Origin of the sequence: Pseudoalteromonas sp. D15MCD-2, assembly GCF_038562745.1 — a bacterium.
Lineage (GTDB): Bacteria > Pseudomonadota > Gammaproteobacteria > Enterobacterales > Alteromonadaceae > Pseudoalteromonas.
Genome location: NZ_JBCFQE010000001.1, coordinates 2,505,670 through 2,520,432 on the forward strand (window position 1 = coordinate 2,505,670; position 14,763 = coordinate 2,520,432).

At 40.5% G+C, this 14,763-nt stretch carries 13 protein-coding genes; 5 read left to right on the plus strand and 8 right to left on the minus strand.

Annotation, left to right across the window (positions count from 1 at the left end; all coding sequences use genetic code 11):
• The first annotated feature begins 123 nt into the window (after positions 1-123).
• Complete coding sequence (gene folD, locus AADY36_RS11500) at positions 124-978, plus strand: bifunctional methylenetetrahydrofolate dehydrogenase/methenyltetrahydrofolate cyclohydrolase FolD (RefSeq protein WP_054553151.1); 855 nt, start codon at positions 124-126, stop codon at positions 976-978.
• Positions 979-1,028: 50 nt separating this feature from the next.
• Here the strand turns inward: folD and AADY36_RS11505 are convergent, their stop codons facing one another.
• Together AADY36_RS11505 and cysS are read right to left on the minus strand one after the other, a co-directional pair.
• Positions 1,029-1,913: a DMT family transporter gene (locus AADY36_RS11505; RefSeq protein WP_342408999.1), complete on the minus strand. Its 885-nt coding sequence runs from the start codon at positions 1,911-1,913 to the stop codon at positions 1,029-1,031.
• Between the two features lie 136 nt (positions 1,914-2,049).
• On the minus strand, positions 2,050-3,429 hold the full coding sequence (gene cysS, locus AADY36_RS11510) for a cysteine--tRNA ligase (protein ID WP_054562079.1): 1,380 nt from the start codon (positions 3,427-3,429) through the stop codon (positions 2,050-2,052).
• A gap of 177 nt (positions 3,430-3,606) precedes the next feature.
• Here cysS and AADY36_RS11515 point away from each other — a divergent pair, with 177 nt between their 5' ends.
• Genes AADY36_RS11515 through AADY36_RS11525 form a run of 3 tightly spaced genes read left to right on the plus strand, consistent with a single transcriptional unit; the run spans position 3,607 to position 5,735 of the window.
• A complete protein-coding gene (locus tag AADY36_RS11515; RefSeq protein ID WP_054562080.1) occupies positions 3,607-4,098 on the plus strand; it encodes a peptidylprolyl isomerase in 492 nt (163 codons plus the stop codon).
• Positions 4,099-4,152: 54 nt separating this feature from the next.
• Complete coding sequence (locus AADY36_RS11520) at positions 4,153-4,887, plus strand: UDP-2,3-diacylglucosamine diphosphatase (protein ID WP_054562081.1); 735 nt, start codon at positions 4,153-4,155, stop codon at positions 4,885-4,887.
• A 50-nt stretch (positions 4,888-4,937) separates the two neighbouring features.
• Positions 4,938-5,735, plus strand: coding sequence for a transporter substrate-binding domain-containing protein (locus AADY36_RS11525; protein ID WP_054562082.1), 798 nt, complete (start codon positions 4,938-4,940; stop codon positions 5,733-5,735).
• Here the strand turns inward: AADY36_RS11525 and AADY36_RS11530 are convergent.
• The 3 genes from AADY36_RS11530 to miaE all read right to left on the minus strand — a co-directional run bounded on the left by AADY36_RS11530 (position 5,728) and on the right by miaE (position 10,839).
• Entirely contained in the window at positions 5,728-7,629 is a 1,902-nt protein-coding gene (locus AADY36_RS11530) for a sensor histidine kinase (RefSeq protein WP_342409000.1), read from the minus strand. The two genes, AADY36_RS11525 and AADY36_RS11530, sit on opposite strands and share 8 nt — an antisense overlap.
• 5 nt (positions 7,630-7,634) lie before the next feature.
• On the minus strand, positions 7,635-9,857 hold the full coding sequence (locus AADY36_RS11535) for a GGDEF/EAL domain-containing response regulator (RefSeq protein WP_055198042.1): 2,223 nt from the start codon (positions 9,855-9,857) through the stop codon (positions 7,635-7,637).
• 223 nt (positions 9,858-10,080) lie between these two features.
• Positions 10,081-10,839 (minus strand): tRNA isopentenyl-2-thiomethyl-A-37 hydroxylase MiaE, encoded by a 759-nt coding sequence (miaE, locus tag AADY36_RS11540; protein WP_342409275.1) that lies wholly within the window; start codon positions 10,837-10,839, stop codon positions 10,081-10,083.
• Between the two features lie 230 nt (positions 10,840-11,069).
• On the opposite strand from miaE, the gene AADY36_RS11545 reads away from it, so the two are divergent.
• A complete protein-coding gene (locus AADY36_RS11545; protein ID WP_054553157.1) occupies positions 11,070-11,669 on the plus strand; it encodes a Yip1 family protein in 600 nt (199 codons plus the stop codon).
• Positions 11,670-11,751: 82 nt separating this feature from the next.
• Here the strand turns inward: AADY36_RS11545 and purF are convergent, their stop codons facing one another.
• From purF to AADY36_RS11560, 3 genes are all read right to left on the minus strand, one after another.
• Entirely contained in the window at positions 11,752-13,278 is a 1,527-nt protein-coding gene (gene purF / locus AADY36_RS11550) for an amidophosphoribosyltransferase (RefSeq protein ID WP_054562087.1), read from the minus strand.
• An 18-nt stretch (positions 13,279-13,296) separates the two neighbouring features.
• Complete coding sequence (locus AADY36_RS11555) at positions 13,297-13,791, minus strand: CvpA family protein (protein WP_036969851.1); 495 nt, start codon at positions 13,789-13,791, stop codon at positions 13,297-13,299.
• A gap of 311 nt (positions 13,792-14,102) precedes the next feature.
• On the minus strand, positions 14,103-14,756 hold the full coding sequence (locus tag AADY36_RS11560; RefSeq protein ID WP_054562088.1) for an SPOR domain-containing protein: 654 nt from the start codon (positions 14,754-14,756) through the stop codon (positions 14,103-14,105).
• Positions 14,757-14,763 lie beyond the last annotated feature (7 nt).

Here is a 14,763-nt window from a genome sequence, read left to right on the forward strand (position 1 = left end):
AAATACGCAACATAAATAAATATGATCAAACAAACATGATTTGTGTATCCACGCCCCCTTTATTGGATAATCATATTTAGATGTATCAGTATCAAGTTAACTAACCCCAATTAAAGGTCACCCATGACGGCAAACATCATCGATGGTAAGGCAATAGCTAAACAAGTACGCAGCAATGTAGCAGAGCGAGTTGCAGAGCGTGTAGCGAATGGATTACGCGCTCCAGGACTAGCAGTAGTGTTAGTTGGTCAAGATCCAGCTAGCCAAGTGTATGTTGGTTCTAAACGTAAAGCATGTGAAGAAGTCGGCTTTGTATCTAAGTCTTACGATTTACCTGGCGACACAACTGAGCAAGATTTACTTGCATTAATAGATCAACTAAACGAAGACAAAGAAGTAGACGGTATTCTAGTACAGTTACCTTTACCTCAGGGTCTTGATGCTGAAAAAATTCTTGAACGCATCACACCACATAAAGATGTTGATGGTTTCCACCCTTATAATATTGGTCGTTTAGCTCAGCGTATGCCGGCACTTCGTCCTTGTACACCGAAGGGTATTATCACCCTACTCGACTCTACCGGTGTCCGCTACAAAGGTATGCACGCAGTTGTTGTTGGTGCGTCAAACATTGTTGGTCGTCCTATGTCACTTGAGCTTTTACTTGCAGGCTGTACAACAACGGTGTGTCATAAGTTTACTCAAGATTTAGAAACGCATGTTCGCCGCGCTGATTTATTAGTTGTTGCGGTTGGTAAACCTGAGTTCATTCCGGGTGATTGGGTTAAAGAAGGTGCTATCGTAATTGATGTAGGCATTAACCGCCTTGAATCTGGCAAGCTTGTTGGTGATGTTGAATACGATATCGCTGAACAAAAAGCACATTTCATTACACCAGTACCAGGTGGTGTTGGCCCAATGACTGTGGCAAGCTTAATCGAAAACACCCTTGAAGCGTGTGAAAAGTACCACAGCTAAGAAGAGCTAAATTATTGCAAAAGGCTGCCAATTGGCAGCCTTTTTTGCTTTTAATTGTTTTGTAGTTTGAACTGCCTAAGCTTTAGCATCTGGGGGAGCACTGAAAACACAATCATCAAAAACATTAATAGGTATTGCCAGTCTTGATATTGTTCGTTTATGAGTAAAACAGCGCATACTATTCCCGCGATTGGGTTAGCAATAGTGCCGAATGAAAACTCAGCCACAGTCATGCGTCCTAATAACCAAACATACAGAATATAGGCGATAGCGGTATTGGGCACGATTAACCAAAATAGCGCAGAATATTGCAGCGCTGAGATAGGCTCAAATATCACTTGGTATTGTTCTGGGTGAAGTAAACTGCCATCAATAAACGCAGCCAATAATAAAATAGTGCCACCAATGATTAACTGCCAGGTAAGCACAACCCACCAATGTATATGCACCGACAAACTTTGTACTAAGGTGCTACCAATCACAATAGTCAGTAAGGCCCCAAATAAAGCGGCCACTCCCAATACATTTAATGCCACGTGTGCTGGGTCGAACAACAGCCAAGCCAATACCACCAGCGCTATAGCGCAAATTGCTTGAATTTTTGCAGGTCGCTGTCCTTTAGTAAGCCAAGCATATAACAAAGCCACAACTGGCACAGACACCATCCCTACCCCTGCTATAGCTGCAGGAAGATTCACTGCCATGATAAAAATAAAGGCAAAAAATAGCGCGATATTCACCGCACCTAAAGTCAATAAACTTGGCCACTGCGAACGGGTCGGCAAACTAGGTTTAAGTAATAAAAGTAATAACCCTGCAGGTAATGCACGTAATGCGCCTAATAAAAGTGGCGGCCAATCAGGTGTGGCATATTTGGTCACTGCATAGGTGGTGCCCCATAAAAAGGCGGGGATCATGGCAAGTAAAATATTCAATGTCTGTCCTTGTTAATACGAAGAGATGGCAAGGTAAAAGCTCAAGTACAGTTGAGGTCAATAGCTATATTGATTAAAAACAAAAAAGGTTGCCTCGTTGGCAACCTTTTTTAATGAGTTATGCTTCGATGAATAGTTAGGCTTTACGCCATGTTGTTTTTCCAGCTGAATCTTCAAGTACCACACCAAGCGCATTCAATGCATCGCGTGCTTCATCAGCTGCCGCCCAATCTTTGCTTGCGCGGGCTTCGTTACGTTTTGCTATTAACGCTTCGATATGTGCTACTTCGTCGTCAGCTTGGCCACCTTGTAAAAAGGCTTCTGGGTCTTGTTGTGCTACCCCTAATACCTCAGCAACACTGCGTAGTACATAAGCTAGCTTACCTGCTTGCTCTGCATCGCTGTCTTTAACACGGTTTAGCTCTTTTGCTAATTCAAATAATACAGGCAATGCTTCTGGTGTGTTAAAGTCATCATCCATCGCTTTTCTGAATTTAGCCACATATTCACTGCTAGCTAAATCACATTCGATTGGCGTTACGCCGCGCAGTGCAGTGTAAATACGTTCAAGTGACGAACGTGCTTGCTCAAGGTTTTCTTGCGAATAGTTAAGCTGGCTACGGTAATGACCTGAAATTAAGAAGTAACGAACTGATTCAGCATCGTACTCTTTTAATACGTCACGTACGGTAAAGAAGTTGTTTAAAGACTTAGACATCTTCTCTTTATTAACCTGAACCATACCTGTGTGGATCCACGTATTAACGTACTTGCCGTTATTTGCACAGCATGACTGAGCAATTTCGTTTTCATGGTGCGGGAACTGTAAATCTGAACCACCACCGTGAATATCAAAATGTTCTCCTAAGTGCTTAGAGCTCATTGCCGAACATTCAATATGCCAACCAGGGCGACCCTCACCCCATGGTGAAGACCATGACGGCTCTTCTGGCTTGGCTTTTTTCCAAAGCACGAAATCAAGTGGATCTTGCTTATCTTGTGCAACTTCAACACGAGAACCAGCTTGTAGCATGGTTAGGTCTTGTTGTGATAACGCACCGTATTGCTCAAAGGTTGATACGTCAAACAATACATCACCGTCTGCAGCAACATACGCATGGCCTTTGGCAATTAAACGCTCAACCATAGCGATTATTTCATCCATGTGGTTTGTTACTGTTGGCTCAACATCCGGACGCAGCATATTTAAGCTATCGAAATCTTCATGCATGGCTTTGGTCATACGAGTCGTTAAGTCATTAATTGACTCACCATTTTCGTTAGCACGTTTAATGATTTTGTCGTCAACATCAGTGATGTTACGAACGTATTTTAAATCGTAACCGATGTGGCGTAGGTAACGCACAATCACGTCAAAACCAACAAAAGTACGAGCATGACCGATGTGACAGTAATCATAAATGGTGATACCACACACGTACATGTCGATTTTGCCATCAACAAGGGGTTTAAACTGCTCTTTTTGTCGCGTAAGTGTGTTGTAAATTTGTACCATTTATAAAATGTCCTTAACGGTGTTTCGAGATTCTCTATGGTAACACTTGCAAAGCCGCTGCTCTAGCGCTTTATCAATTGAATAAGCACTTTGTTAATCGTTTTAAACAAGCTCTTTGTTAATCAAAGACAACTACTATAAAATAGCCCCATTATTAAACCTGATATAGGAAACCTCATGGTTGTACTACACACAAACTTTGGTGACATCACTATCAAGATGCACGAAAGCGATGCACCAAACACAGTTAAAAACTTCTTAGAGTATGCGAATGCTGGCTTTTACAACGGTACTATCTTCCACCGTGTAATTGATGGTTTTATGGTACAAGGCGGTGGTTTTGAGCCGGGTATGGTTCAAAAAGAAGTAAACAACCCTATCGAAAACGAAGCAAATAATGGCCTTGCAAATAAAGTGGGCACATTAGCAATGGCACGTACGCCGGATCCACATTCAGCAACTGCGCAGTTCTTCATTAACGTTAACGACAATGACTTCTTAAACTTCAGCAGTGAAACATCACAAGGCTGGGGCTACTGCGTGTTCGCAGAAGTTGTTGAAGGTATGGACGTGGTAAACAAAATCAAAGGTGTTGCTACTGGCAGCGCTGGCTTCCACCAAGACGTACCTCTTGAAGATGTAATCATCGAAAAAGTAACGGTTAGCTAATTTAATCGTTTAGTCTTTTTAAGCGGGCCTTTGCCCGCTTTTTTGCGAGTAACCATGAAACAAAGTTATTTTATTGCCGACCTCCATTTAACAGAAAACCGCCCAGACATCACTGCGGCATTTTTTGATTTTCTTGATAGCAAGATTATTAATGATGACGTTGATGCACTGTATATTTTGGGTGACTTTTTTGAAGTATGGGTAGGTGATGACTATCAAACTGACCTTTCAAAGAGTGTTGCCGCACGTTTAAGCCAAGTCAGTGAAAGTGGTACTGAGGTGTTTTTTATTCATGGTAATCGCGATTTCATTATGCGAGAAGACTATGCAAAAAGCGCAAGTATGACTTTACTACCTGAACAAGTTGTTATTGATTTATACGGTACTCCAACAGTTATCTTGCACGGTGATGAAATGTGCACTCAAGATATTGAATATCAAAAGTTTCGTAAAAAAAGCCGTGGTTGGTGGTGGCCAAAACTAATGCTTGCTATGCCGCTTTGGTATCGTAAGAAGATTGCCCGCAACGCCCGCGAAAAATCAAAACAAAGCCAAGCTGGCAAAGCCTTAGAGATTTTAGATGTTACCGAAGATGCGGTTTTAGCCATGTTTGAAAAGCATCAGGTTGCTAATATGATCCACGGTCATACTCACCGCCCTAATGTGCATCACTATAAGCAAAATGGAAAAACACTAACCCGCACTGTACTGGGTGACTGGTATGAGCAAGGTTCATACTTAAGAGCTACTCCAGAGCAGCAAAAACTAGTCCATACGCCCTTTAAATAGCCGATATTTTAACTATGCTTTAACCAGTATTGTCAAAAAATGCATTATCTATGATGAGTCGGTTAAGCCTTTTATGTTGTTGTTTACTATTTAGCTTTTCAATCAATTGCCAAACTTGGCAATTGGTCACAGAGCCGTTTCCTCCTTATTTTATTGATAAGCCAAACAAGCCGGGCTGGCTGCACGAAGTCATCATCGCAGCACTGAAAACACAAAAACATCAAGCCACCATTGAATACACCCACTGGGGACGTGCTCTAAAGCTTGCCAAACGCCATAAACGTGTTGCAGTGCTAGGTGCTTTTTATACCAAGCAAAGAGCAAAAAATTTTACATATTCACCTTCATTAGCTACCGCACATACCGTGTTATTCAAGCGTGTTGATAGCAAAATTACCTACACAGGCTCTTTGTATTCATTAAAGCCATATACAATTAGCAAGGGTGAAGACTATGTGGTTAGTGAGCAATTTGAGCACCACCCAAACCTTAGCGTAGTAACAACGGGTAGCTTGGTTGAGAGCTTATTGCTATTAAAGCATGGTCGTGTTGATTTAGTTGCAGGCACAAAAGAGGTTGCCTTGTATTGGCTCGATAATAGCGAGCGCTTACAGCAAGCAAAGCAAACAGAATTAGAAATAGTTACCCCCTATCTTGCTACTCAACACTTACATGTGATTACTGATAAAAATCACCCTCAGGCTGAGTATTTCCAACAAAATTTATCTTTAGGTCTTAAAGCAATTACGGCGTCAGGCAAGCTTTTAGAGATACTGAAGCATTATGAACTGAATGAAAAAGAAATTAGTCACATTACGCAACTATATGAAAAAACCTATGCTAACTAATTTTGTTCTTTTTCAAGCGTGGCAAGGTTATCTTAAACTGCGTTGCGATTCCTTCAGGTAGGTCTTTGCTTGCAACTAGCTGGATTTTTCCGTTAAGAACACTCGTAACCCATTCATGCACAAGGTACAAACCTAACCCTGTATGACCATGGTTTCTACATGTAGTCACGAAGGGGTCAAATAAGTTACTACGCAAAGAGTCATCAATCCCACAACCATTATCAGAAACGCTAATACAAAGGTCACCTTGTTGATTTAAATGTACATGCAATTGAATTTGTTTGTTATCAAGCTCGTCAAAGGCGTGAGAAATTGCATTAACGATTAAACTCTCAATAACCTGAGAGATAATCCCAGGGCGACTAACAATGTCTTTTTTGACATCGATTTTAGTTTCTATGGTTACTTTTGAAGCTTTAAAGCGGGATTTTAAACCAAGTAGTAGATCATCGATGACTTTTTCGATATTAAAGCTAATATATTGATCGTTTGACCGATCATGGGCCATTTCTTTAAAGCTCTTCACATGATCAATAGCCTTCTCTAAATTTACTCTTGAAAGCCTTAAATTATCGGCAACTTTTTCTACGCTTGATTCTAAAAACTGCTTAGTAAAGCCTTCATCTATTTTATCTTTGAGTTGTTGATTAATTAATTGTGCATTCGATAGTGAAATAGCAGCACCACCCAGTGGCGTATTCATTTCGTGGGCTACACCAGACACCATTAAACCGAGTGATGACAACCTTTGTGCTTCAATGAGTTCACCTTGTAGTTGATGCTGCTGTTTTATGTAGCGTTGTAACTTACTATTGGCTGTAAGCAGCTCCTGCTGTTCGTGTTCTAAGTGCGCTCTGGCTTTAATAATCTTACGTTGATCTCGATAACTGCGTTTCAGATATAAACCAGAAATTAATATCAAACTAATAGCACAAGCTAAAGCGATAATAAAAGATCGTAAGATAATCTCGTTTTGTACAGAATCATCCGCCTTTACCAGTACAATAATATCGTTTGTACCATTTGCGCTATTATTACCTAAGGTCATTTTTAAAAAACTAGTTGCATGACTGTGCGATGCAATAAGATCCTGATATTTCGGCAGTTGGGCGATTACTTGCCATAATGAGCTATCTTCATTTCTGAGTGTCAGCATAGGTTGCTCCAGCATAAACCCCCACTCTTTATCTTTGTGTGGATGTAACAACCAATAACCTTCGCCATTAATTAATTGTATTTGTGCTTGTAAGGTGCTGAGTGACTTTATTTGCTGTAAAGTTTTCGACAGGTCAAAATTGACAACCACTAACCCATCTAGAATAAAATCATCGCTTGTGGTTCGGTAAGATGCTCTTAATGTTGGTTCATACGGTGTAACAACTGCGCCACGCTCTACATTTAAATCTATTGGCGTGATATAAACTTCACCCTTCCTGTGCTCCATCCCCTCGGTAAAATAATAACGGCTACTTTTATTTTGTAACTGTTTTGTTGGTACTCGCTCCGCTTGCCCTGCTTTAAAGTTAACCCGATACCTTTCTTGGCCTTCACTATCTAGCCAACGTATTTGAGAAATGTTTTCTGCGGCTAAACCAAAGTTCACAAAATGGGTTTGTATTTGATGCTCAAGTAATGCGCTTTCACCACTTTGCTTTAATATATCATCGGCCACCAGCAACTTAACAACTTTACGTACATCACCAAGCTCCCTGCTTAGGGTATTGTGAGCGGCAAGTAAGGTATTATCTTGCAAAAGCATGACACTACTTTTTTGTATTTGGTATTGAATCACATAAACCATCAAGCTAATTAATAAGCTAACAGCAACCATGACCATAAATTTAAAAAGTAGACTTTTTTTCAGTGGCTTATATTGGCTTGTTACTTCTACCATAAAAGTTAATTAGACCTGCCCTTTAGCCACTGCAATGCATCATCATAAAACATGGGTTTTGCGTAATAGTAGCCCTGGCCTATATTACACCCCGCCTCAATAAGCCAGTTGTGTTCGGCTTCTGTTTCAATACCCTCTGCTGTTACTGCAAAGCCAAATTTTTCTGCCAGCAACATTATCATTTCGATAATGTGTTGGTTAGATTTTGACTCTTGAATATCGGTTACAAAGCAGCGATCTATTTTTATTATCTGCGCAGGAATTTCACTAATATGGGCAAGTGACGAATAGCCAGTACCAAAGTCATCAATACTAATTTTTATACCCAAGCCCGCAAAACGACATAAACATGTATTGATCTTTTCATAGTTAAAAATTGCTTGGGTCTCTGTTACTTCAAGCTCAAGTAACGAAGGTGAAATGCCATATTCCTCAATACGTGCCGCAATCTCAACAAAGTAATCATCGGCTAACAAATCAAACGTAGAGGCATTAAACGCGATTGGCAAACTAACGCCCTGCTCTGCAAATTGCTTAATCGTCTGCATTATTTTATCGAAAATAAGTTTATCTAACTCACTAATAAGTCCTGCAGTTTCGGCAAGTTCAATAAACTCATCGGGTCTGACAAATGTTCCATCACCTCTTTGCCATCGCGCCAGAGCTTCAAAACCAATGACTTCATTAGTGGTTAAATTAACCTTGGGTTGTAGGGCTACTTGGAGCTCTTTGTTGCGTATTGCGGTGCGCAGCTCTTGCATCAATTCATAGCGCCGTGTAATCGCTTTGGTATTATCTAACGTATAATAGAGAAGCTCAGCTCTTTGTGTGTTTTCATCATTAAGAGTAGACTCTGCTAAATTGAATATTTGCTCTGCGCTATGATCTTCAAAGGCGATTAATTGCATAACTAAAATACGCACATCTAAATACTGTTTTACCCCATCAATTTCAAAAGATTGACGTTTTAAAGAGTCAACAACGCTTTCATCTTCAAATGCATGGCTTGACACTAAAACACCTAAACAATCACTTTTAAAAACAGCGATACGAGGGTGATACGGCGCTAAGGCTTGCAAAATATTCTCGCGCATTTTTAGATGTGTTTTTTTACAAAATTCATGACCAAACCGAAAAGACTTTTCGTCAAACTGAAGTATCTCAAACACCACTAACTGAGTTTCAGCTTGTTCGTATTTGTTCATGTTATCGATTTCGCGCTGGAGCCAGTTCCTGTTGGGCATGTTTAGCGTTATATCGGTGTAAGCAAGCTCAGTAAGGCGGTTCATCAGTGCAATATTCGAAAAGCCTGTACTGACATTTTCACTAAATACCTTTAGTAAAAATACATTATGCTCGTCGATGGGAACATCTGATTTAACAATCGTGATGTAATAGCTAACATCAACATCAGCGGTATCAAAATAAAAAACACTGTAATGCTCAGAAAACACATGCTCTTTTTTATCTCTTGCTAAAATATACGATTGCTGTGCTTCTTCACTGAGCACATCAGTGCTGAGCTCTTTACCATCAAGCCCTCTGTAACAACCGACACTAGTAAGAACTTTTGGGTGTTTATCAACGTGCTTTTCATTGCCAACGCATAATACGCCGCCTCCCTTAGATAGATGCAAAATTTTACCTATTTCATCTAGCACCGCATGAGAAAATGCACGTATGTCGTGTTTACTATTAATGCTTCTTGCCGCATCAAGTACTAACTGCAGTCCTTGTTTGGCATTTGAGATTTGCGAAATATATTGATACGTACGAAGATGGCTACTAACGATAGATTTAAGTTTATCTACCGTCATGTCAGACTTATTCCAATATTCGTCAATATCAAGCGATTGCATTACTTGTGGTTCGGGGGCAAAGCTTGGCTGCCCTGTTAATAGCACTATGCGTATATCGTTGTTGCCTAATACGTGGCGAATAGTATTCACAAGTCGTAGGCCTGAATCATCTTCTTCCATTACCACATCAAGAAATACAATAGCGATGTCTTTGTGACGCGATAACACAGACGATGCCTCTGACACTGAATTTGCCGTTAATACCTCAAGAGACTCATTGTTATCTAGAGATATGGCATTAAAACTGTTTAGTAATGCTTGTTGATAATTTAAGTCGTCTTCAACCGTTAAAACTTTCCATGTTTTTTGAGTATGCGATTGTTCAGAAGCATCTTCTTTAAACTCGAAAGGCACATTAGAATCACGCATGACTTCTCCTTTTAACAACTTATGATTCTATCTTACGAATGTTAATAGCAACCTAGGTCAAAGGTAGTGCAAGATTTTAAAAGATACAAATTATTTACTAAAACAATAAATGAATAAGTATTAGAAAAGTAATGAGAATTAGTTAATTTGAATAGGGGTAAAACCCACTAATTTGGCAAGATAAATGAACTAGAGCGCCAAACAGGCGCTCTGATTTAATATATTATGCAGGCACACCGCTGTGAAATTTGAAGTCTTCATCTGGGGTTGAAATAAGCTCAGCTTCAAGTTGACCAAAAAATTCAACACGCTCAGTAATATCAAACTCACTGATTTCTTGCGCAAGAGTTAAATAATCTTGGTAATGACGCGCTTCAGAGCGCAGTAGTGAGATATAAAAATCACCTAAGCGTTTATCAACATGTGGGGCTAATTTAGCAAAGCGCTCACATGAACGAGCTTCAATGTAAGCACCGATAATTAACTTATCTACCAAGGCATCTGGCTCGTATGTTTTTACATGGCGCAGCATCCCTTTGGCATAACGGCATGGGGTAATACTTTTATATTCAATACCATATTCATCCATGATCTCAAGGACTTGATAAAAGTGATGTAGTTCTTCTTTAATGAGCATCACCATTTTATCAATGAGATCTTGCCCATAAGGTGAGTTAGGTTTTGGGATCATTGATTTAGTCAGCTTGTTTTTATCTGCAAGCTCACGCCAATCTCCTTCTCGCTTATATACAAGCGTCTCAAATGGTTTTAACCACTCAAGCAACGCATCACTACTTTCTTTATCAACCGCGTACTTACGAATTAAAAACATGGCAGACTGAGCTGCTTTTAATTCACAGATAAGATGGTCGATTAAAACCACATCTAAGTTTTCTTTTTTGGTTGCCGCAGCAATCCACTCATCAGGCGTTTCGCACTCTAAAAAAGAATGAATGGGCGCTAATAAATCAGAATAAGGCACTGAATAACTTCTCATCAAAAATCTTAATTGGATTTTATCACATAAATTAGCCCACGTTCCATGACCCACATCAGTGCAAAGTAATTTTCTATATGCACTAAAGAGTTACATTTAATCGGCTATATCGATTATTTCAGCTTCTTGACAAGACTTAATTACTGAACCATAACTTAATCAAAGCTGTACAAAAATAAAACAGCTCATATTCCTTTTTTACAGGGGCAATGATTATGATTCTAAACCACTTATGGGGCTTATACGCTCACCCACTCGAAGAATGGCAAACAATTGATAACCGTCACGAAAGCTTGCGCTATAGCTTATCGCACATTTTATTAATCGCCTGTATTCCTTCATTAATGGGCTACTATTCATCAGTTTATTTGGGCTGGAGTATTGGCGCAGGTGAGGCTGTATATTTAACCCATGATAGTGCATTACTTATCGCGGTTGCGATGTACTTTGCACTAATTGCGGGCGTTTTTGCACTGGCATATTTAGCTCATTGGATGGCAGTGACCTTTGGTGCAAAACCCACCTTTACACAAACCCTAGAGCTTGCAGCTTATACTGCAACGCCGGTATTTATGTCTTCATTTGCGGCATTCTTACCTGAACTATGGTTTGTGGTATGTGTAGGCCTTGTAGCACTGGCCTACTCAGTTTATTTACTCTACACAGGGGTGCCAATTTTAATGCACATTCCTGAAGAGCGAGGATTTATCTATGCCAGTTCAGTAGTCACCTGTGGGCTGATCTTACTGGTAATTATTTTAGCTGCGACAGCTATTTTATGGACTAACGGAATTGTCCACCCTATGTTTACTTAAGTTCATTGTTATTTTCCTTTCTTTCCATAAACAAAAAAGGAGCTGTGAAGCTCCTTTTTTATACCAATCAAATCAAGGCTGATTAATCAGCGCTGTTTTCTTCTTGGTTATGTAACTCTAAACTTGCTGACATCGCATTTTCACGAGTTGATTTCGCTGAATCATTACGTAAACGGTCAATGTGGTTTAGGTAATCTTGGTCGATATCACCTGTGATGTATTGACCATCAAATACTGATGTTTCAAAACGGGTGATTTCTGGGTTTTCTTGGCTTACTGCTGAGATTAAATCATCTAGCGATTGATAGATAAGACCATCTGCACCAATGCTGGCGTTGATATCTTCAACTTCACGGCCATGAGCAATTAGCTCTGCTGCCGATGGCATATCAATACCGTAAACGTTCGGGAAACGAATCTCTGGCGCTGCTGATGCGAAGTAAACGTTCTTCGCACCTGACTCACGAGCCATCTCAACGATTTGCGCTGACGTTGTACCACGAACAATTGAGTCATCAACAAGTAATACGTTTTTACCTTTGAACTCACGGTCAATGGCATTCAGTTTTTGACGAACTGACTTCTTACGCATTTCTTGGCCTGGCATGATAAACGTACGGCCAATGTAGCGGTTTTTAACAAAACCTTGGCGGTATGGCAGGTTAAGAGCTGATGCAATCTCAAGTGCTACGTCACATGATGTTTCTGGGATTGGAATAACCACATCGATGTCTTTGTCAGCCCATTCACGTGCGATTTTCTCACCTAACTTAGTACCCATGTTTACACGTGTTGCATAAACAGACATACGGTCAATTGTTGAGTCTGGGCGCGCAAAGTAAACAAACTCAAAGATACACGGCGAGTAAGTTGCTTTTTCAGCACACGCTTGTGAGAAAAGTTGACCATCTTCAGTTACGTAAATTGCTTCACCTGGTGCAACGTCACGAACAAACTCAAAGCCATCTGTTTTTAAAGCAACGCTTTCTGATGCAAACATGTACTCAGTACCATTTGCAGTTTCACGCTTACCAAATACTAATGGGCGAATACCGTTCGGATCACGAAACGCAACAATACCGTGACCAATGATCATTGCAATTGTTGCATAACCACCGGTTACTTTATTATTCACTTCAGTTACCGCTGTGAAGATATCTTCAGCATCAAGTTTTAGCTTGTTCGATTTACTTAATTCATGCGCCATGATGTTAAGTAAAATTTCAGAGTCAGATGTTGTATTAACATGACGGCGAGCTTCTGAAAATAATTGCTGCTTTAATGCTTCTGCGTTTGTTAAGTTACCATTGTGCGCAAGTGCGATACCAAATGGCGAGTTAACATAGAAAGGTTGCGCTTCAGACGAGCTAGAAGAACCAGCTGTCGGGTAGCGAACATGGCCAATACCAATTGTACCTTGCAGACGTTTCATATGGCGTGTATGAAATACATCTTTTACAAGGCCATTGGCTTTACGTAAGCTAAACGTGTTGTTTTCAATGGTAATGATGCCAGCTGCATCTTGACCGCGGTGTTGCAAAACAGTTAAGCCGTCATATAACGCCTGATTAACAGGAGAAGTTCCGACTATGCCAACGATACCACACATTAAATTTATCCTCGCCGATTAACGGTTTACAGAATTTAAAAAGCTCGAGTTGTTTTCGAGGTACGAGAAGAACCACTCAACAACAAAGCCAAATTCTGGAATCAAAATAGAGTTGCCCCACCAATGCGTATTAGGTGCACCGGTAAAAGCATCAAGAAAGAAGAGTAACGCGCTTACGACCAACACGCCACGAAGAGCACCAAACACTATGCCGAAAACACGGTCTGTGCCAGATAAACCAGTACGTTGTACAAGTTCACCTAAAATATAGTTTAGTAACCCACCCAACAGGAGTGTCGCAAAGAATAATATGGCTATTGCGGCTGCATTTCTTAAAAGGGGTTCTGAAATACTTGTTAGGAAGGATGCTAAATATTGGTAAAACAAACTAGAGATGATAAATGCGCCAGCCCATACAGCTAATGACATTGCTTCTTTTACAAAGCCACGTATTAAGCCGATGATAGTGGATAGTGCAATAATGCCAAGTATGGCGTAATCAACCCAGATCATAAGAACCAACTAGTCGTTAATTTGGGGCGCATTCTATACCCAAACCACCTGTGGATGCAAGAATTCAGCATGAGATAAAACGCATTTAGGCAAGGCATTGATTGTAGGGAGTGGTGTCCCCTTGTGAAAATCAATAACGCAGAATAAATGCGTTTTAGCCATGCCCTTCGGGCGCTTCACAGGGCTTCCACTACTGTGTTGTGGCAATTTGAAAGGTACCTACATTCCTGCATCGCCACGCCTTGTATTGAAAACCCTGTGATAGCGCTGAATCATGGATCTACAGGTGGTTTGGGTATTTGGATGCCAGATCATTTTGTAATTTCAAACTGAGTAACTTTGCCGTTTAACTTGGTTAACTGCTTTAACTCAGGAAGCTTACTTTCTAACTCTTTCTTGCTAAGTGAAGGACCTACAAAGACTTTTGTCAGTGTGCCGTTCGGGGTTTTGATTGGGCGAGTGAAGGTTTTGAAACCATTCGCTTTTAATTTTTCTTGTAGTGATTTCACATTAGGTGCGTGAGAAAAACTGCCCAGTTGAATAACATAAGCCATTTGTGTGAGGTTCTCTTCTGGCTTACGGGTTGGCTCAGGCGTTTTAGCAGCTGGCTTGGCAGGCTCTTGCACTGCAACTTTCGGCTCAGCTTTGTTAATTACCGGCTCATCAGTTGAAGCTTCAACCATTTGCGGTGCAGTATCAATTTGCTGGGTTTCATTTGCGACAAGATCAGCATCGTTTGCTTGCGTATCTTCAACCGGGATTTGCGAAGGTTGCTCGGCAGAGGCGACTTTATTATCAATCACCTCTTGCAAGTCTATCGTAGTGAACTCAGGGCGTTCAGGAATAGCTTTAAAGCCTTCTTTATAATGAACCTTCTCACCATCCAAAATGTTTGGAATGAAGACAATAGCCGCCACAACCACAATCGTGGTGCCTACTAAGCGATTAATAAACCCTGCGTTCACCGATTTC

Excerpts from the sequence above, each read along its gene's own strand:
- folD (WP_054553151.1), top strand. The coding sequence starts at position 124 with ATGACGGCAAACATCATCGATGGTAAGGCAATAGCTAAACAAGTACGC.
- purF (WP_054562087.1), bottom strand. The coding sequence starts at position 13,278 with ATGTGTGGTATCGTTGGCATAGTCGGAACTTCTCCTGTTAATCAGGCG.
- AADY36_RS11535 (WP_055198042.1), bottom strand. The coding sequence starts at position 9,857 with ATGCGTGATTCTAATGTGCCTTTCGAGTTTAAAGAAGATGCTTCTGAA.
- AADY36_RS11515 (WP_054562080.1), top strand. The coding sequence starts at position 3,607 with ATGGTTGTACTACACACAAACTTTGGTGACATCACTATCAAGATGCAC.
- AADY36_RS11525 (WP_054562082.1), top strand. The coding sequence starts at position 4,938 with ATGATGAGTCGGTTAAGCCTTTTATGTTGTTGTTTACTATTTAGCTTT.
- AADY36_RS11555 (WP_036969851.1), bottom strand. The coding sequence starts at position 13,791 with ATGATCTGGGTTGATTACGCCATACTTGGCATTATTGCACTATCCACT.
- AADY36_RS11530 (WP_342409000.1), bottom strand. The coding sequence starts at position 7,629 with ATGGTAGAAGTAACAAGCCAATATAAGCCACTGAAAAAAAGTCTACTT.
- AADY36_RS11520 (WP_054562081.1), top strand. The coding sequence starts at position 4,153 with ATGAAACAAAGTTATTTTATTGCCGACCTCCATTTAACAGAAAACCGC.
- cysS (WP_054562079.1), bottom strand. The coding sequence starts at position 3,429 with ATGGTACAAATTTACAACACACTTACGCGACAAAAAGAGCAGTTTAAA.
- AADY36_RS11545 (WP_054553157.1), top strand. The coding sequence starts at position 11,070 with ATGATTCTAAACCACTTATGGGGCTTATACGCTCACCCACTCGAAGAA.